This is a genomic window from Catenulispora sp. EB89, from assembly GCF_041261445.1.
Lineage (GTDB): Bacteria > Actinomycetota > Actinomycetes > Streptomycetales > Catenulisporaceae > Catenulispora.
The window spans coordinates 32,349-48,819 of record NZ_JBGCCU010000020.1 but is presented as its reverse complement, the minus strand read 5'-3'; the positions used below and the strand labels follow the sequence as shown (position 1 = coordinate 48,819).

Annotated in this window: 15 protein-coding genes; 8 read left to right on the top strand and 7 right to left on the bottom strand. The window is 73.0% G+C overall.

Translation table 11 applies throughout. The features are described from left to right. Window positions 1-59: 59 nt before the first annotated feature. Window positions 60-980: a sugar phosphate isomerase/epimerase family protein gene (locus ABH920_RS33890; protein ID WP_370353327.1), complete on the bottom strand. Its 921-nt coding sequence runs from the start codon at window positions 978-980 to the stop codon at window positions 60-62. Window positions 981-982: 2 nt separating this feature from the next. After that, window positions 983-2,152: a Gfo/Idh/MocA family protein gene (locus ABH920_RS33885; RefSeq protein ID WP_370353326.1), complete on the bottom strand. Its 1,170-nt coding sequence runs from the start codon at window positions 2,150-2,152 to the stop codon at window positions 983-985. 165 nt (window positions 2,153-2,317) lie between these two features. Between ABH920_RS33885 and ABH920_RS33880 the strand changes: the two genes are divergently transcribed. Then, a complete protein-coding gene (locus ABH920_RS33880) occupies window positions 2,318-3,496 on the top strand; it encodes an ROK family protein (RefSeq protein ID WP_370353325.1) in 1,179 nt (392 codons plus the stop codon). 128 nt (window positions 3,497-3,624) lie between these two features. Beyond that, window positions 3,625-4,473: a DUF3626 domain-containing protein gene (locus tag ABH920_RS33875; protein ID WP_370353324.1), complete on the top strand. Its 849-nt coding sequence runs from the start codon at window positions 3,625-3,627 to the stop codon at window positions 4,471-4,473. Between the two features lie 18 nt (window positions 4,474-4,491). Here ABH920_RS33875 and ABH920_RS33870 read toward each other — a convergent pair whose 3' ends face one another. Then, window positions 4,492-5,532: a LacI family DNA-binding transcriptional regulator gene (locus ABH920_RS33870; RefSeq protein WP_370353323.1), complete on the bottom strand. Its 1,041-nt coding sequence runs from the start codon at window positions 5,530-5,532 to the stop codon at window positions 4,492-4,494. Window positions 5,533-5,613: 81 nt separating this feature from the next. Then, on the bottom strand, window positions 5,614-6,006 hold the full coding sequence (locus tag ABH920_RS33865) for a VOC family protein (protein ID WP_370353322.1): 393 nt from the start codon (window positions 6,004-6,006) through the stop codon (window positions 5,614-5,616). A 182-nt stretch (window positions 6,007-6,188) separates the two neighbouring features. On the opposite strand from ABH920_RS33865, the gene ABH920_RS33860 reads away from it, so the two are divergent. The 3 genes from ABH920_RS33860 (at window position 6,189) to ABH920_RS33850 (ending at window position 9,762) form a co-directional block, all read left to right on the top strand. Further along, the gene (locus ABH920_RS33860) at window positions 6,189-7,340 is read left to right on the top strand and encodes a M24 family metallopeptidase (RefSeq protein WP_370353321.1); all 1,152 of its coding nucleotides are present in this window, start codon (window positions 6,189-6,191) and stop codon (window positions 7,338-7,340) included. Beyond that, window positions 7,340-8,500 (top strand): acyl-CoA dehydrogenase family protein, encoded by a 1,161-nt coding sequence (locus tag ABH920_RS33855; RefSeq protein WP_370353320.1) that lies wholly within the window; start codon window positions 7,340-7,342, stop codon window positions 8,498-8,500. The genes ABH920_RS33860 and ABH920_RS33855 overlap by 1 nt, the downstream gene beginning before the upstream one ends. A 146-nt stretch (window positions 8,501-8,646) precedes the next feature. After that, a complete protein-coding gene (locus ABH920_RS33850) occupies window positions 8,647-9,762 on the top strand; it encodes a hypothetical protein (RefSeq protein ID WP_370353319.1) in 1,116 nt (371 codons plus the stop codon). Between the two features lie 109 nt (window positions 9,763-9,871). On the opposite strand, the gene ABH920_RS33845 is transcribed toward ABH920_RS33850, so the two are convergent. Further along, entirely contained in the window at window positions 9,872-10,849 is a 978-nt protein-coding gene (locus ABH920_RS33845; RefSeq protein WP_370353318.1) for a tyrosine-type recombinase/integrase, read from the bottom strand. 275 nt (window positions 10,850-11,124) lie between these two features. Between ABH920_RS33845 and ABH920_RS33840 the strand changes: the two genes are divergently transcribed. Beyond that, on the top strand, window positions 11,125-11,646 hold the full coding sequence (locus tag ABH920_RS33840) for a hypothetical protein (RefSeq protein ID WP_370353316.1): 522 nt from the start codon (window positions 11,125-11,127) through the stop codon (window positions 11,644-11,646). A 50-nt stretch (window positions 11,647-11,696) separates the two neighbouring features. On the opposite strand, the gene ABH920_RS33835 is transcribed toward ABH920_RS33840, so the two are convergent. Together ABH920_RS33835 and ABH920_RS33830 are read right to left on the bottom strand one after the other, a co-directional pair. Continuing rightward, on the bottom strand, window positions 11,697-12,647 hold the full coding sequence (locus ABH920_RS33835; RefSeq protein ID WP_370353315.1) for a MerR family transcriptional regulator: 951 nt from the start codon (window positions 12,645-12,647) through the stop codon (window positions 11,697-11,699). A 49-nt stretch (window positions 12,648-12,696) separates the two neighbouring features. Continuing rightward, complete coding sequence (locus ABH920_RS33830) at window positions 12,697-13,185, bottom strand: phosphotransferase (RefSeq protein WP_370353314.1); 489 nt, start codon at window positions 13,183-13,185, stop codon at window positions 12,697-12,699. Between the two features lie 128 nt (window positions 13,186-13,313). Here ABH920_RS33830 and ABH920_RS33825 point away from each other — a divergent pair, with 128 nt between their 5' ends. Then, entirely contained in the window at window positions 13,314-13,763 is a 450-nt protein-coding gene (locus ABH920_RS33825; RefSeq protein WP_370353313.1) for an Lrp/AsnC family transcriptional regulator, read from the top strand. A gap of 103 nt (window positions 13,764-13,866) precedes the next feature. Beyond that, window positions 13,867-15,528, top strand: a complete 1,662-nt coding sequence (locus ABH920_RS33820) for an amidohydrolase (protein ID WP_370353312.1) — start codon at window positions 13,867-13,869, stop codon at window positions 15,526-15,528. Window positions 15,529-16,471: the final 943 nt, after the last annotated feature.

Below are 16,471 nucleotides of genomic sequence, written 5' to 3'. Positions count from 1 at the left end.
CGGCGGTTAAGCGGTTCAGCGATGGACGGCGGCGTACGCCGCGGGCGGTGGCGGCCCGGCTATCCGACGATGAGGGGCGACAGCGTGCGGTGGGCGATCTGCAGGCCCTGCTTGACCTTCTCCTCGGTGCCGCCCCACACCGGGTCCTCGTGCTCCACGCTCAGCACCCCGGTGAACCCGCCCTCGTACAGCGCGTCCACCACGCCGCTCCAGTCCACCTGGCCCAGGCCCGGGACGCGGTAGCGCCACCAGCCCTCGTCCCAGGGGTGCTCGCGGCTCAGGGTCTTGCCGAAGAAGCCGTAGCGGTCGCGCGCCAGCGGGTCCAGCTGGGTGTCCTTGGCCTGCGCGTGCGGGATGCGGTCGACGTAGGGCTTCAGCGCGGTCACCGGGTCGATGCCGATCCACAGCAGGTGCGAGGGGTCGTAGTTCAGGTACAGCCCGAGGGAGAACATCCACTCCCACAGCTCGGGGGAGTACGCCAGGTTGCCCGGGTACCCGTCGGGGTGCCAGCCCTCCATGACGCAGTTCTCGATGATGATCTTCACGCCGCGCTCGCCGGCGTAGTCGACCAGCCGCGGGAAGGTCCGGTCGGCGAGCGCGATGTTCTCCTTCACGCTCAGCCCCGGGTGCCGGCCGACGAACGTGCCGACGGTCTCCACGCCGAGCAGCGCCGCGGCGTCGATCGCGTGCAGCACGTGCGCGGCGATCTCCTGCCGGCGCTCCTCGTCGGGGTGCAGGTTGTTCTCGTAGTACGCCAGCGAGGACAGCGTCAGGCCGTGCTTGGCGAACAGCTCGGTGACCTCGCCGGCCTGACCCTCGTCGAAGTGCGCGACGTCGATGTGGCTGGCCTCGAACTCCCGGCCGCCGACCTTCGGCCAGACCGCGACCTCCAGGGCGGCGTAATCGTTTTCGGCGGCCCAGGCGGCGATGTCCGCGAGCGGGACCTGCGGCAGGCAGGCGGTGAGAAAGCCGAGCTTCATGGTCAGGACACCTCGATCCAGGAGCGGTGCGCGGCCGAGGCCAGGACCGCGTCGGTGATGTGGGCGGTGCGGGCGGCGTCGGCGAAGGTCGGGAACGCCGGGACGGCTCGGGCGGCCGTCTCGGCACTCTCGGCGAAAGCCCGAGGGTCCCGGATCGCGGCGTAGACGTCCGCGGTGAAGGCCGCGAAGCAGTCGCGGTAGCCCCAGGGGTGGCCGGCGGGGACCGCGTTGATCCGGTTCGCCGGCTCCGACAGCGCGTCGCGGCGGACGATCTCGGTGCGGTCCCGGCCGCCGAGCAGCAGGGACTCGGGGTCCTCGCCGTCGTAGGACACGCTGCGCTCGGCCCCGTCGATCTCGAACCAGAGCCGGTTCTTGCGGCCCGGCGAGACCTGGGAGACGACCAGGGCGCCGGTGGCGCCGCGGTCGGTGCGGAACAGGACCTGGACGGCGTCTTCGGTGGTGACCGCGATCCGCTCCGTTTCCGCCGGTTCCGGCGGGCTTTCGCCCCCGGATCCGGTGAAAGTCTCGCGGCCGGCCGCCGAGCGCTGCGGGAGCACCGTCTGGGTGGCGGCCGTCAGCTCGCTGATCCGGTGCCCGCTGATCCATTCGACCAGGTCGCACCAGTGCGAGCCGATGTCGGCGAACGCTCGCGAGGCCCCGCCGACGGCCGGGTCCACGCGCCAGTTGTTGTCCTCCGGCCGGGCCAGCCAGTCCTGGAGGTAGTGGCCGTGGATGAGGCGGATCGGGCCGAGTTCGTCGCGCCGGACCCGCTCGCGGGCCTCCACGGTCATCGGGTGGTAGCGGTAGACCAGCGGGACCGCGTTCACCAGTCCGGTGCTCGCGGCCAGCTCGACCAGCGCCTCGGAGTCCGCGCCGGTCAGCGACAGCGGCTTCTCGCAGACCACGTGCTTGCCGGCCGACAGCGCCGCCCGGACCAGGGGGCCGTGCAGGGCGTTCGGGGTGCAGACGTGCAGCACGTCGATCTCGTCGGACACCGCCAGTTCCTCGGCGGAGTCGAAGGCGCGGCCCGCTCCCACTCTGGGGGCCGCCGCCTTCGACCGCTCCGGCGTCGAGGCGGCGACGCCCACGACCGAGGCCCCGGCGCGGCGGATCGCGTCGGCGTGGACCGCCGCGACCATTCCCGCTCCGGCTATGCCCGCCCGCACCGTCATCTGCCCTCCCGAGCGCCGTTTTCCCGCCACAGGGGCCGACCCTCACCGGCCCCGGGATCGACGATATGGCCGCTCTTTACGACTGACAAGAGTCATCATTAGGCTTAGTTCTGTCATAAAGAAGCGGCCGGGGATCATGCGCCGGCGGCGGTCGGGAGGGGTCTGATGAACAGTGCCGCCAGGCGGCGCATGGCGTCGCTCAGCGAGCTCGCCGGGCTGGTCGCGGACGGTGCGGCCACCACGCGCTCGGCGATCGTCGGAGCCACCGGGCTGTCCCGGGCGGCCATAGCGCAGCGCGTGGATCTGCTCATCGAGCGCGGGCTCCTGGTCGAGACCGAACCGGCGGTCGCCGACCGCGGCCGGCCGCCGCTGGCGCTGGACCTGTCGGACGCGCGGATCGTCGTCGCCGGCTGCGATCTGGGGGCCACCCACAGCCGGCTCGCGGTCGCCACGCTGTCCGGCCGCGTGCTCGCCGAGCGGGCCCGCTCGATCGACATCAACGCCGGGCCCGACGCCGTCCTGGCCGGCGTGCGCGCCGATCTGGAGGAACTGCTCGCCGAGGCGGGCCGCCCGGCCGCGCATCTGCGGGCGGTCGGGATCGGCGTCCCGGGCCCGGTGGAGTTCGCCAGCGGCACCGTGGTGCGGCCGCCGATCATGGCCGGCTGGGACGGCTGCCGCGTGCCGGCGTTCTTCGAAGGCCGCTACGCCGCGCCGGTGCTGGTCGACAACGACGTCAACGCGATGGCCCTCGGCGAGTACACGCACCGCCAGGCCAGCCGCCACCTGCTGTACGTGAAGGTCGGCACCGGGATCGGCTGCGGCATCGTCTCCGACGGCGTCCTGCACCGCGGCGCCTCCGGCGCGGCCGGCGACATCGGCCACATCCAGCTGCCGGGACACGAGGACGTGCTCTGCCACTGCGGCAACACCGGCTGCGTGGAGGCGGTGGCCTCCGGCGCGGCGATCGCGGCGGCGCTGCGCACGCAGGGCGCGGACGCGCCGCGCGCCGCCGACGTGGTCCGGCTGGTCTCCGAGGGGCACGCCGCGGCCCGGCGGCAGGTCCGCCTGGCCGGCCAGCGGATCGGGGAGGTACTGGCCTCGCTGGTGTCGTTCCACAACCCGGACACGATCGTGATCGGCGGCATCCTCGCGCAGCTGCACGAGGACCTGCTCGCCGACGTGCGCGCGGTGATCTACCGGCGCGCGCTGCCGCTGGCGACGCGGAGCCTGGCGATCGAGACCTCGGTGCTGGGGGAGCGCGCCGGGATGCTGGGGGCGGTGCGGCTCGCGGCGCGGCATCTGCTGTCGGCGGAGGGGATGGCCGGGATCATCGGGGAGGTGTGAGCGGCTGGTGCCATCAGCCGGCGTGATCGGCTGGTGTGGTCGGCCGGCGTGAGCGGCTGGCGTGATCAGCCGGTGTGAGCGGCGAAAATGATCGGCCTCGGCGATCACTCGTCGGGCATACTGCGGCCATGGCGAGTGAGGGGATGTCGGAGCCGGCGCGACGGGCGGTGGCACACGTGGCGGCGCGGTCGGCGGGACCGGCGCTCGACCCGGCACTGCGGGTCACACTCAACTTCCACCCGGACCGCGGCGAGCCCCCGATCCTGGCGGCGCTGGCGACGGCCGGGGTCTACCGCTCGCAGTTCGTCACCGGCACGAGCAACGGCGGCCTCACCGCCCACCCCGGCGGCGACCGCTGGCGCTGGGAGAGCCGCATCTTCGGCGGTGCGTATGACTCGGCCCCGGCCGAGGAACGGCCGGTCTACGGCGCGCTGGACTTCCGCGGTAAGCACGTCGGGGCCGCGCCGAGGTTCGGATCGGCGCACTTCGTGCTCACCGCGGAGGCGGTGGAGCGCGCGACGTTCTGCTACCCGGACAGCTACCTGGAACCGGAGAACTTCGGCGTCGCGACCGCCATGGACCTGATCGCGCTGGCGCTCGCCGACACCGAGGCTGACGCCCTCGACGACTACATCGAGGCGCAGGTCCACGGCCCGGTGCGGCTCGACCGGGACATGGAGGCGCTGGTGCTCGACCCCTGCTATCAGGGCACGGAGGTCGAGGTACTGGCGATGAAACTGCCCTGCCGCCTGGAGTGGCATCCGGGATTCCGGCTGACGCTGGAGGAGATGGCCCGCCACCCGGACTACCGCGGCCTCGAATTCATCGAGCTGGCCCGGGAGATCGCGCCGGCCGACGGCCTGCTGACGCCGCGCGTGATCGGCGAGGCCGCCGCGACCGGGAAGTACGATCCGCAGGCGCTCAAGCGCGTGTGGCACTACGTCGCGCGCTTCGGGGCACCGACCTCAGCAGCCTGACAGCGCCCCGCACGCCGATCACGCCGAAGCCCGCACCACCAAAGCGTTCGGCAGCACCACCGACTCCGGCGCGTGCTCCCCGCCGATCTGCGTCAGCAGCGAGGCGACCATCGCGCGCGCCATGTCCGGCAGCGGCTGGTGGATCGTGGTCAGCGGCGGCTCGGTGAGCTCGGCGACGTCCAGGTCGTCGTAGCCGACCAGCGCCACGTCCTCCGGGACCCGCCTGCCGGCCGCGCGCAGCGCCCGCAGCGCGCCGGCGGCCATCAGGTCGCTGGCCGCGAACACGCCGTCGAGGTCCGGTTCGCGGCGCAGCAGCTCGGTCATCGCGGCCTCGCCGGAGGCCATGCTGAAGTCGCCGTGCGCGACGATGCCGGGCGCGCCGTTCAGCGCCTCGACGTAGCCCAGCAGCCGGTCCACGCCCGCGCACATGTCCGCGGGGCCGGCGATGGTGGCGATCTTCGTGCGGCCGAGGGCGCGCAGGTGCGCGGTGGCCTGGCGGGCGCCGTCGACGCTGTCGGAGTCCACGTGCGGGATCGGCAGGGGGCTCATCGGCCGGCCCATCAGGACCACCGGGAGCGCGGCCTTCGCCAGCTCCTTCAGCAGCGGCTCGTCGCCGTGCAGGGACATCAGCAGCACGCCGTCGACGTGGCCGCCGAGCAGGTAGCGGGTCAGGCGGCGGCGCGCCGCGTCGGCCGGGGCCATCATCAGGACCAGGTGCAGGTCGGTCTCGGCCAGCGCCTTGCCGATGGCGCGGGTGATGCCGGCCAGCATCGGGTCGCTGAAGACCCGCGCCTCCGGCTCGCTGACCACCAGCGCCACCGAGCCGGTGCGGCGGGTCACCAGGGAGCGCGCGGCGCGGTTGGGGGAGTAGCCGAGCTCGGCGATGGCCGCCTCCACGGCGGCGCGGATCTCCGGGGAGACCCGGGTGCCGCCGTTGACCACCCGGGACACCGTCGCGCGGGACACCCCGGCGGCGGCCGCGACCGTCTCCAGCGTCGGCGAGGACGTGCCCCCGCCGTCGCCCCGGCTCCCGGCGCCGCCCCGGCCCCCCGCGCTCACATGACGCTCCCGACGCTCCCGTTGTCTCCGACGATCCGGCGATCCTAACGCCCACCGGCCTTCGCAGCGTGCTGCTTAGAGCTACTGGAGCTGCGCGAACAGATCCACCCCGCTGCCGTCCGGATCGATGACCGACGCATAACGCTGACCCCACGGCGCGTCCCACGGCCCGCGCAGCCCGTGGTACCCGGCCTCCATCAGCTCGCCGAACTTGGCGTCCACGTCGTGCGGCGTCTCGAACTGGAAGCACACGGTCGTGCGCGGGCTGCCGAACGGCCGGGTCCACGCGGAGGTGAAGGACTGGATGGACTCCTCGGTGTCGAGCAGCAGGCGCAGGCCCGGGCCGAGCTCGGCCTCGGCGTGGCCGTGCGCGGCGTCGGAGTCGGTGAACGTGAGGCCGAAGTGCTCGTAGAAGGCGACGGACACGGGCAGGTCTGCGACGACGATGCCGATCGCGGCTGCATTCGCGCTCATGAGGCCGACGATAGTCGCGGCACGCGAGGCTGTCGCGGTGGCGGGCGGCATGCGGTGGCACGCGCCGTCGTGCTCGATCGCGGTACCGCCGTCGCGCTCGATCGCGGCACCGCTGTGGCGTGTGTTACGTCGGCGCGCGCCGGGGCGAGCCACGCCGGACATCTGCTGATTCCTCCGCATCGATGGATCACCGCGCGGCCACTATCCTGGCCCTCGTGACACACCACACACATGATCTGACCGACCGCCTCGCCCGCGCCCAAAAGGCAGCCGCCGAGTCCGGTATGGACGCCCTCCTGATCAGCCCTGGTGCCGACCTGCGCTACCTGACCGGGTACGAGGCGCTGCCGCTGGAGCGTCTGACCTGCCTGGTCCTGCCCGCGAGCGGCGACCCCCTGATGGTCGTGCCAGCGCTGGAGAAGCCCGCGGCCGAGGCCTCCCCGCTCGGCGGGCTCGGCCTGGACATCGCGGCCTGGGCCGAGACCGACGACCCCTACGCGCTGGTCGCCTCCCGGCTGCCCACCGGCCTGCGGACCGTGGGCCTGGACAACCACATGTGGGCCGAGAAGGTCCTGAACTTCCGCCGGGTGCTGCCCGGCGCCGAGCAGACGCTGGCCGGCCAGGTGCTCGGCGACCTGCGGATGCGCAAGACCGCGGCGGAGGTGGAGTCGCTGCGTGCGGCGGCGGCCGCCATCGACGCCGTGCACCGCGGCGTGCCCGAGTGGCTGCGCCCCGGGCGGATCGAGCGCGAGGTGGGCCAGGACATCGCCGACGCGATCCTGGCCGCCGGGCACGCGACCGTCGACTTCGTCATCGTCGGCTCCGGCCCGAACGGCGCCTCCCCGCACCACGAGCTGTCCGACCGCGTGATCCAGGCCGGCGACCAGGTGGTCGTGGACATCGGCGGCGCCATGCCCGACGGCTACTGCTCGGACTCCACCCGCAACTACAGCCTCGGCGCGCCCTCGGCGGAGTACGCCGAGTACTTCGCGGTGCTGCTGGCCGCGCAGACCGCGCAGTGCGAGGCGATCCGCCCCGGCATCACCGCCGAGGAGCTGGACGCGGTCGGCCGCGACCTGATCACCGCCGCCGGCTACGGCGAGAAGTTCATCCACCGCACCGGTCACGGCATCGGCCTGGAGACGCACGAGGAGCCGTACATCGTCGCCGGCTCCGCGCGGCCCCTGGAGCCCGGCATGGCCTTCTCCGTCGAGCCCGGCATCTACCTCGCGGGCAAGCACGGCGCGCGCATCGAGGACATCGCGGTGTGCACCGCCGACGGCGGCGAGCGCCTGAACCTGACCACCCGCGAGCTCGTGGTGGTGGACATCTGATGGTCGCCGTGGAGCGGACTCTCCCCACCGATGAGTCGAGTGCCCTATTTGAGCTGGTTCAGGATCTTTGCGCGAAGGAGCTCGCGCCGCGCGCGGCCGAGTACGAGGCCGCCGAGCGCTTCCCGCGCGAGGTGTTCCGGACCCTCGGCCAGGCCGGCCTGCTGAGCCTGCCGTACGACGAGCGGTACGGCGGCGGCGGTCAGCCGTACGAGGTCTACCTGCAGGTGGTCGAGGAGCTGGCGCGGCACTGGCTCACCATCGGCCTCGGCGTCTCGGTGCACTCCCTGGCCTGCTACGGCCTGGCGAACTTCGGGACCCAGGAGCAGAAGGAGAAGTGGCTGCCGGGCATGCTCGGCGGCGACCAGCTCGGCGCGTACTGCCTGTCCGAGCCGCAGTCCGGGTCCGACGCCGCGGCGCTGACCACGCGTGCGGTGCGGGACAAGGACGACAGCGGCGAGGCCTACACCGTCACCGGTACCAAGGCCTGGATCACGCACTCCGGCCGCGCCGACTTCTACACCCTGATGGTGCGCACCTCCGACGACGGAGCCAAGGGTGTCAGCGCCCTGCTGGCCGAGGCCGGCACCCCGGGGATGTCCTTCGGCAAGCCCGAGAACAAGATGGGCATGCGGGGCTCGGTCACCGCGCAGGTCCTGCTGGACGGCGCGCGGGTCCCGGCCGAGCGGCTGATCGGCGTGGAGGGCCAGGGCTTCTCCATCGCGCTGTCGGCGCTGGAGGCCGGCCGGCTGGGGATCGCGGCGTGCGCGGTCGGCCTGGCGCAGGCGGCGCTGGACGCGGCGGTGGAGTACGCCAAGTCGCGGCAGCAGTTCGGGCACCCGATCGCCGAGTTCCAGGGCGTCGGGTTCATGCTCGCCGACATGGCCACCTCGGTGGCCGTCGGGCGCGCGGCCTACCTGAACGCGGCGCGGCGCCGGGACGCGGGGCTGCCGTACGGGACCGAGGCGGCGATGGCGAAGCTGTTCTGCACCGACATGGCGATGAAGGTGACCACTGACGCCGTGCAGGTCTTCGGGGGTTACGGTTACACCGCGGACTTCCCCGTCGAGCGTTATATGCGCGAGGCGAAGGTGTTGCAGATCGTCGAGGGAACCAATCAGGTGCAGCGGCTCGTTATCAGTAGGACGCTGACGCGGGCCTGATGACAGGCACCGTACAAGCGAATACGTAAAAAGGCGGGCCCCGAGGAAAATCCCGGCATTCCCAGACCGGGACGAATCGGGGCCAACTGACATCTGGTCGCGGATCGTCTTATCAGTACATCGGCGGACCATGTACCGTGCTGCCCATGACGCAGCAGCCGAATCAGAACTACCCCCAGCCCGGGGGATGGGGACAGCAGCAGCCCGCGCAACAACCGGGTGGCTGGGGACAGCAGCAGCCGGCCCAGCAGGGCGGGCAATGGGGGGGCGCTCAGCAGCCCCAGTACGGGCAGGCGCAGCCGGCCCAGCAGCAGTACGGCGCCGGCGCCTCGTACGCCGGCGGCACCGCCGCCAGCGGTGGCGGCGCGACCTGGGGCAAGGTCTGGGGCTTCTACGCGGCCGGCGGCCTGTCCGTGGTCGCGGCCATCGGCGTGTTCCTGGCGTGGGCCAGCATCAAGCTCACGCTGCCCGCCGCGATCGGCGGCCAGAGTCAGACCACCACGATCAGCGCGATCGCCAAGGTCTCGACCTCCAAGGGCGGCCAGAGCGGTACCGCGAAGGACATCGTCGCGATCTGGGGCTGGCTCCTGCTCGTCACCGCCGTGGTGGCGATCGTCGGCGTGGTGCTGGTGGTCGTGATGAAGACGGCGATCGCCGGCTGGGTGACCGTCGGCGGCTCCGGTGGCGCGCTGCTGTTCGCCGTCATCGCCGCGATCTACTTCAACGGCAAGGCCAGCGACGCCAAGAAGGCGTTCACCGGCCCGGACGCCGGCCTGCCGGCGGGCACCAAGTACTCGATCGGCCTGGGCATCGGCGCCTACCTGGCGCTGGCCGCCGCACTGATCGCCGTGGTGCTGGCGGTGCTGGCGCAGCTGTCGATCAACTCCGGCGGCGCCGCGGCCTCCGCCACGCCGGCCTACAACCAGCCGGGGTACCAGCAGCAGGGCTACCAGCAGCCGGCCGGCTACGCGCAGCCGGGTCAGCCGGGCCAGCAGGCCCAGCAGGGTTACCAGGCGCCGCAGCAGGGTCAGCAGCCCCCGCAGGGCGGCTGGGGTCAGCCGCAGCCGCAGCAGGGCCAGCCGGCGCCCCAGCAGGGGCAGCAGGGGCAGCAGGGGCAGCAGGGGCAGCAGCAGTGGGGCAACCCGCAGCCGCCGCAGCAGGGCCAGCAGCAGTGGGGCGGTTACGACCCGGCGGCCAACCAGCCGACGCAGGCTGTGCAGCCCGGCTACATGCCCGGCCAGCAGCCGCCTCAGCAGCAGTAACCACGCCAGCGCACGGGGTACCTTCAGCAGCGGCTGCTGAATCCTGCGTTTAGCACATAGGGGAGCGGCGGTCCGTGGATTCTTCCACGGGCCGCCGCAGTTTTTGTCTTCAGCTTTCGACGGTCGCGTCGAGGTCGACGTCATCCTCGCGCCGCTGGCGCTCGGTGACGGCCCGCCGCAGCTGCTCGAAGCGCACCGGCAGCGGGATCCACCCCGGGGAGCCGGCCAGGTTCATGTTCGCCTCCACGACCGCGCGGGTGTAGGCGCGCTGCATGCCGCGCGGCATCAGCGGCATGCCCGGGGGCCGGCGGATGGCCTCGCCCTCGACGTTGAGGCGGCCGGCGTGGTTGGGCATGACCGAGACCCACAGCGCCTTCGGGCTGCCGTGCAGCGGCTGGACCAGCGTCTCGCGTACCTCGAGCCAGGCTCTGAGGGCGGCGCGGGTGCCGTCGGAGAGCTTCACCGTGTCGTGGACCGCCTCGCTGACCGTGCGGGCCTGGGGGCGGCGGACCACTCGCAGGGTGCTGAGGTCGTCGGCGAGGTCGGCGAGGGTCAGGGCCGCGAGCTCCCCGACCCGGGCGCCGGTGTCGAGCTCCACGCCGATCAGCGCGAACAGCCGGACCCGCCCGGCCGGCGCCCCGGCGGTCTCCGCGCGGCGCGCGAGGTAGTCGCGCAGCTGGGAGCGGGAGGGGCCGTCCACGGTCTCGCGCAGTTCCGGCAGGCCCGGGCGGTCCGCGACCGCGACCAGGATTCCGCCGTGCTCGCCGAGGATCTTCAGGCAGTCGGCGCGGATGCGCATGGAGGCGGTGGTGGCGTGCGCGTCGCCGGCCTTGGCACGGCGCCGGAGCTCGCCGCGGGCGGCCAGGTCGAGGTAGGCCGTTATCGGGCCGGGCTGGAGCAGGTCGGCGGCGTTGTCGGCGGCGCGGAACGGGAAGTCCTCGTGGTTGCGGACCAGCGCCAGCTCCCCGGCCACCCAGCGGAGCTGGCGGGCGCGGGACTTGCTGACCTCGCGCTCGGTGATGACGCGCTCGGTCCAGGCCTCGATCGAGGCGGCGGCCGCCGGGCTCGCTTGCGGCTTCTGCGGCACGGCAGTGGTCCTCTCGGGGGTTCGGCGATCCGGTGATTGGATGACTTGGTGACTCGGTGATTGGACAGATAACTGGCCCTAGTCCCCAAGCCTGCCACATCGTGCCGCCCGGCGGACCGTGACCCACCGTAGAGCAGGGGTCTGACAGGAACCGGACACACTCGAGTGACTGCCGGGGCGTACGTGGCCTCCGCCGCCTGGCGCACCCGGGCGGACGGTGGCGTGATCCGCCGCTTCGGCTGGCATTCTGAGGACACTGACATACCGTGGTCAGTATGAGCGCGCCGCTGCTGTTCCTGGACGTCGACGGGGTCGTGCTGCCCTTCGGCGCGGAACTTGACGATATCGGGGTCGATCTCGGGGTGCGGCTGGCCGCGCTCCCCGGGGAGCTGGTCTGGGCCACCGCGTGGGAACACGGAGCGAACGACGAGATCGCGCCGCGCCTGGGGCTGCCGCGGCTGCCGGTGGTGGAGTGGCAGGCCACGACGCTGGCCGAGGACGCCGTGGACATGCACTTCAACCTGCACTGGAAGACGCGGCAGATCGTGCAGTGGGCCGGCGGGCGGGATTTCGCGTGGGCCGACGACGAGGTCACGGCCGCCGACCGGGAGTGGGTCGCGGACAACCATCCGGGGCGCGCGCTGGTGCACCACGTGCGGTCGCTGCTCGGGCTGACCGGGGTGGACTTCGACGTGCTGGGGCGGTGGCTGCGGACGGTGCGGGACGGGGACGCGGAGCAGAGCGGTGAGCCGGAGCGGGGCGGTGATCCCGACGACCGCCGCCCCGCCGCGTCCTGAAAACCTGCCGCTTCTGAAAGCTGCCGCTCCTGAAAGTCTGAAAGGAGCGACTACTCCCCGAAGCGCCCCATCCGCGCCCGCAGAGCCCGCAGGAACCAGTCGAACACCGGCCCCAGCGCCTCCGGCTCCGGCCACCGGTTGACGGCCGCCAGCAGCCTCCAGTACCGCTCAACACGCGGGTCGGCGGCGACCTCCAGCCGGCGCCACAACCACTCGCGCAGCGCCGGGTCGTCGGGTTTGCCGAAGGTGGCGGCGTACTGCGCGGCGAGCTCGGCGATGACCGGATCCGCGGCCGGCGACTCCGGCCCGATCCCGTCGGCCACGGCCCGGCCGATGCGCTCGCGCACCAGCGCCGTCAGCCCCTCGTGCAGGCCGGTGGTGTCGCCCGCGGCGCGCTCAGCGGCCTGATACTCGGCCATCCGCCGCACGCTCGCCCGGAAATCCGGGTCCTGCGTCAGCTCGGCCAGCTCGATCCACGCCTCGACCTGCTCCGGCGTGGCGTCGTCGGGCAGGTCCGGAGTGGCCGCGCGCACCAGCTCGACCAGCTCGGGATTGGCGTCGACGCCGCCGAAGCAGCTGTCGACGAAGTCCTCGATCATGCGCTTGCGGTCGGCGTCGGACATGCGGGCGATTCTGTGCATCAGATCCATCTCCTGGTGTGAAGCACCCCGCGCTGCCACCGCGCCCAGCACCGCACGTCGCAGCCGCAGCGTCCGGATCTGCACGTCCAACGCCTCGGCGTGCGCGGCGGCGACCTCGGCCAAGGTCGCCTCCCGCGCCAGCACGCGCCGCACGGTCGGCAGGTCGACGCCGAGCTCGCGCAGCGTCCGCACCAGATCCAGGCGAGCGACGGCGCCGACGTCGTAGACGCGGTAGCCGGCCGGGGTGCGGCCGGTCTCCGGGACGACGCCCGCATCGGCGTAGAACCGGATCGTCTTCACCGGGAGTCCGGTGCGCCGGGCCAGGTCGCCGATGGTGTAGAGGGTGTCGTCCGCGCTCATGCGCCTACCTTCGGGGCTCCAGTAGATGGAGACTCAAGTTGCTGGGGGCTCAAGCGTCTTTCAGCAACGCGTCGATGTCGTGCCAGGAGTCTGCGACGATCCGCGGGTTGGTGCCCAGCCGCGTGTAGTACGGCAGCGCCACGAGCGCGATCGACAGGGCCCAGCCGCGCCCGCGCTCCCAGGTGTCGTCGTCCACGCCGAGCGCCGCACGGAACGCGGCCCGCGCCTCGCCCTCGAACAGGTTCCACGCCGGCAGCAGGTCCACGGCCGGGTCGCCGAGCTCCCCGACCGCGAGCGCCACCGGCACGGCCAGCGGCACCCGCGCCGCGAGCCGCGGCAGCCACCGTTGCTCGCGCCGCAGCGAGTCCACGGCGCCGTCGATGCGCGGCAGCCGCACGCACAGCTCTCCTCCGAGGCGGAACATCGCGTTGTCCGTGCCGGTGGACTCCACGCGCCGGATCGCCAGATCGGCCCACTGCGGGAACTGTTCCGCCAGCAGACGCCCCACCAGGCCGGTATCGGTGTCGGTTTCGGTCAAGGCTGGGGGCGCGCAGCGCCTCCGTGGGGGCGGTGGTCGGGAGACGGGTGGGGGCATCTTCGGATCGGCCACGATCCGCAGGGTATGCCGTGTAGGCGGCCGGGTGCCGCAGGATTTACGGTAAGCGCGTGGACGATATCGACAAGCACATCGTGGCGGCCCTGGTCGCCGACGGCCGGATGAGTTACACCGACCTCGGCAAACTGATCGGGCTGTCGACCTCGGCGGTGCACCAGCGGGTGCAGAAGCTGGAGGAGCGCGGGGTGCTGCGGGGGTTCCGGGCCGTGGTGGACCCCGAGGCGCTGGGGCTGAGCCTGACGGCGTTCATCTCCGTGAAGCCGATCGATCCGGCGGCGCCGGACGACGTGCCGGACCGGCTCAAGGGCCTGGAAGAGGTCGAGGACTGCTACAGCGTGGCCGGGGACGAGAACTACATCCTGAAGGTGCGGGTCGGGACGCCCGGGCAGCTGGAGTCGCTGCTGTCCCGGATCCGGACCGCCGCCGAGGTCTCCACGCGGACCACGGTCGTGCTCTCGACGCCGTTCGAGGCGCGGACGCGCGGGACGACGCCGGCCTGAGCCCGGGGCGGTCCGTCAGCGTGAGCTGATCGTTCAGCGTGAGCTGATCGCCAGGGCGAGGGCTGGTCCGGGCCCCGCCCGGGCATACGAGACACTGTTCCGCATGACGAACACCGCCCTGCCCGACCCCGACCGTCCGCTCCCGGCGCGCGTGCTGCTGCGCGGCGGCGTCATCCACTCGCCGGAGGAGCCCTTCGCGACGGCGATGCTGGTCGAGGACGGCGCGGTGGCCTGGCTCGGCTCGGACAGCGCCGCCGACGTCGCGCACGCCAGCTCCGTCGACGAGATCGTCGAGCTGCGCGGCGCGCTGGTGACCCCGGCGTTCGTGGACGCCCACGTGCACCTGACCTCCACCGGCCTGAACCTGCTCAGCCTCGACCTGCACGGCGCGGAGTCGCTGGCCGACGCGCTGGACCGCATCGCCGCCTTCGCCCGAAGCCTCCCGGCCGGCGCGATGCTGCGCGGCCAGGGCTGGGACGACTCGAAATGGCCCGAGCGGCGCGCGCCGACGCTGGAGGAACTGGATCGTGCGGTCGACGGCCGGCCGGCCTACCTCTCGCGCGTCGACGTGCACAGCGCACTGGCGTCCTCGGCCCTGCTCGCCGCGGTGCCGCAGGCGCGCGGCGCGGTCGGTTTCGACGGGTCGGCGCAGCTGCGGCAGCAGGCGCACCATCTGGTGCGCAAGGCCGCGTTCGACCTGATGGACGCCGCGGAGCGCGGCGCGTACCAGTCGGCGGCGCTGCGGCGGGCCGCGGAGCTGGGCATCGGCGCGGTGCACGAGTGCGGCGGCCCGGACATCAGCGGCGAGGCGGACTTCCTGCAGGCGCTGGCAGCGGGGCTGGAGCTGCGCGGCCCCGAGGTGTTCGGGTACTGGGGCGAGTTCGGCGCGGTGCAGAAGGCCTCGTTCCTCGGCGCGGTCGGGGCCGGCGGCGACCTGTTCCTGGACGGCGCGATCGGCTCGCACACCGCGTGCCTGAGCCACGCCTACGCGGACAAGGACACGCTCGGCGCCTCGTATGCGAGCGCTGAGCAGGTGGCCGCGCACGTGGTGGAGTGCACGCAGGCCGGGACGCAGGCCGGTTTCCACGTGATCGGCGACGCGGCGATGGCGACCCTGCTGGACGGCTTCGACGCGGCGGCGGCGAAGGTCGGGCGCGACGCGCTCTACCGGATCGGGCACCGCGTGGAGCACGCCGAGATGATCCCGGCCGGCGGCATCCAGCGGCTGCTGGACTTCGGAATCGTGGCCAGCGTGCAGCCGGCGTTCGACGCGGCCTGGGGCGGCGCCGACGGTATGTATGTGGAGCGGCTGGGCGCCGAGCGCGCCCGCGCGATGAACCCCTTTGCGGAGCTGCAGAAGGCCGGCGTGCCCCTGGCGTTCGGCTCCGACGCGCCGGTGACGCCGCTGGACCCGTGGGGCACGGTGCGCGCGGCGGCGTTCCACCAGACCCCGGAACAGCGCATCTCGGTGCGCGCGGCGTTCGCGGCGCACACCCGCGGCGGCTGGCGCGCGCTGGGCTCGCGCGCCACGGCGACCGGCGTGCTGCGGGTCGGCGAGCCGGCGACGTACGCGGTATGGGACGTGGCGCCGGAGGACGTGGTCGTGCAGGCCGCGGACGAGCGCCTGTCGGCCTGGTCCACGGACCCGCGCTCGGGCGTGCCGGGGCTGCCGGACCTGACGCCGGGACGGCCGCTGCCGACCGCGGCACGGACGGTGGTGCGGGGACGGACGGTGTTCGACTCGGGGCGGCTGGGGGAGGAGTAGAGGGGTAGAGGGGTAGAGGGGGCTGGGGGGTGCGGGGGCGGGTGCGGCGGGGGTGAGCTGCGGTTGGCTGGGCGGCCTGGTTGCGGTTTGGGTGTGGGTTTACAGGCTTTTTTACGGCTTCGCGTGGGTGTGGCTGGTTCGGGGTGCGGTGGTGGCGGGTCGGGTGGTTGGGTGGCGGTGGTGGTGTTCACGCCCCCGGCACCGGTGGGGCCTCGTTGGCTGCGGTCGGTGACGGGGGAAGGTCGCAACCCACAACCAAAACCACAGGCCACGGGCCACAGGCCACAGGCCACAAGCGTGGTGAAGGGCCGGCGCCTCCGGCGGGGGCCTCGGCTCCCTCGGGGAACTGGCGCGGGTCCCTGGGTGGCCGGGTCGGGCGGGGCGGTGGCGGCTGGTGGGGTGGTGCGGTTCGTTCCCCTCGGTCGCGTCGTCAGCCCTACGGGTACAGCGCCGAACCCCGGGAGTAAAGTCCACGCGCTGCGGTCTGGTGGGCCGGGGGCGGTCGGGTACGGCGCGGACTTGACTCCCGGGAACCGGCACTGTAGGACAAGCCCTGCCGACGCGACCGAGGGGAACGAACCGAAAACCAGCCAGGGCTTTGACAGGTTCGGGGTAGCGCGAGCACAGGTCCCTGAGGCTGGCCGCCGGTCGAGCGATCTCCTGTGCTGTGGCCCCCGGTCAGCGCTCCCGCCTGCGGCCTCGATCACGGCAACGCGGCCGCCGCAGGGCAGCAAGTCAGCCCCGCACCGGCAGGGGCCGCAGATCGGCGGGCACAGATCGGCGGGCACAGATCGGCGGGCACAGATCGGCCGGCACAGTTCGCCGGCCCTCGGTCACCACACGGGCCTGGCCAGCTTGCCGCAGCCAGGAACGAGCCTGCCAACCGCCGCCCGCCCATCGATGGACCACCGACCGACCAACCGGCGGCGATCAGCGAACCCGA

Coding starts and splice junctions, on each gene's coding strand:
- ABH920_RS33890 (WP_370353327.1), bottom strand. CDS start 980: ATGAAGCTCGGCTTTCTCACCGCCTGCCTGCCGCAGGTCCCGCTCGCG.
- ABH920_RS33885 (WP_370353326.1), bottom strand. CDS start 2,152: ATGACGGTGCGGGCGGGCATAGCCGGAGCGGGAATGGTCGCGGCGGTC.
- ABH920_RS33880 (WP_370353325.1), top strand. CDS start 2,318: ATGAACAGTGCCGCCAGGCGGCGCATGGCGTCGCTCAGCGAGCTCGCC.
- ABH920_RS33875 (WP_370353324.1), top strand. CDS start 3,625: ATGGCGAGTGAGGGGATGTCGGAGCCGGCGCGACGGGCGGTGGCACAC.
- ABH920_RS33865 (WP_370353322.1), bottom strand. CDS start 6,006: ATGAGCGCGAATGCAGCCGCGATCGGCATCGTCGTCGCAGACCTGCCC.
- ABH920_RS33860 (WP_370353321.1), top strand. CDS start 6,189: ATGGATCACCGCGCGGCCACTATCCTGGCCCTCGTGACACACCACACA.
- ABH920_RS33855 (WP_370353320.1), top strand. CDS start 7,340: ATGGTCGCCGTGGAGCGGACTCTCCCCACCGATGAGTCGAGTGCCCTA.
- ABH920_RS33850 (WP_370353319.1), top strand. CDS start 8,647: ATGACGCAGCAGCCGAATCAGAACTACCCCCAGCCCGGGGGATGGGGA.
- ABH920_RS33840 (WP_370353316.1), top strand. CDS start 11,125: ATGAGCGCGCCGCTGCTGTTCCTGGACGTCGACGGGGTCGTGCTGCCC.
- ABH920_RS33835 (WP_370353315.1), bottom strand. CDS start 12,647: ATGAGCGCGGACGACACCCTCTACACCATCGGCGACCTGGCCCGGCGC.
- ABH920_RS33820 (WP_370353312.1), top strand. CDS start 13,867: ATGACGAACACCGCCCTGCCCGACCCCGACCGTCCGCTCCCGGCGCGC.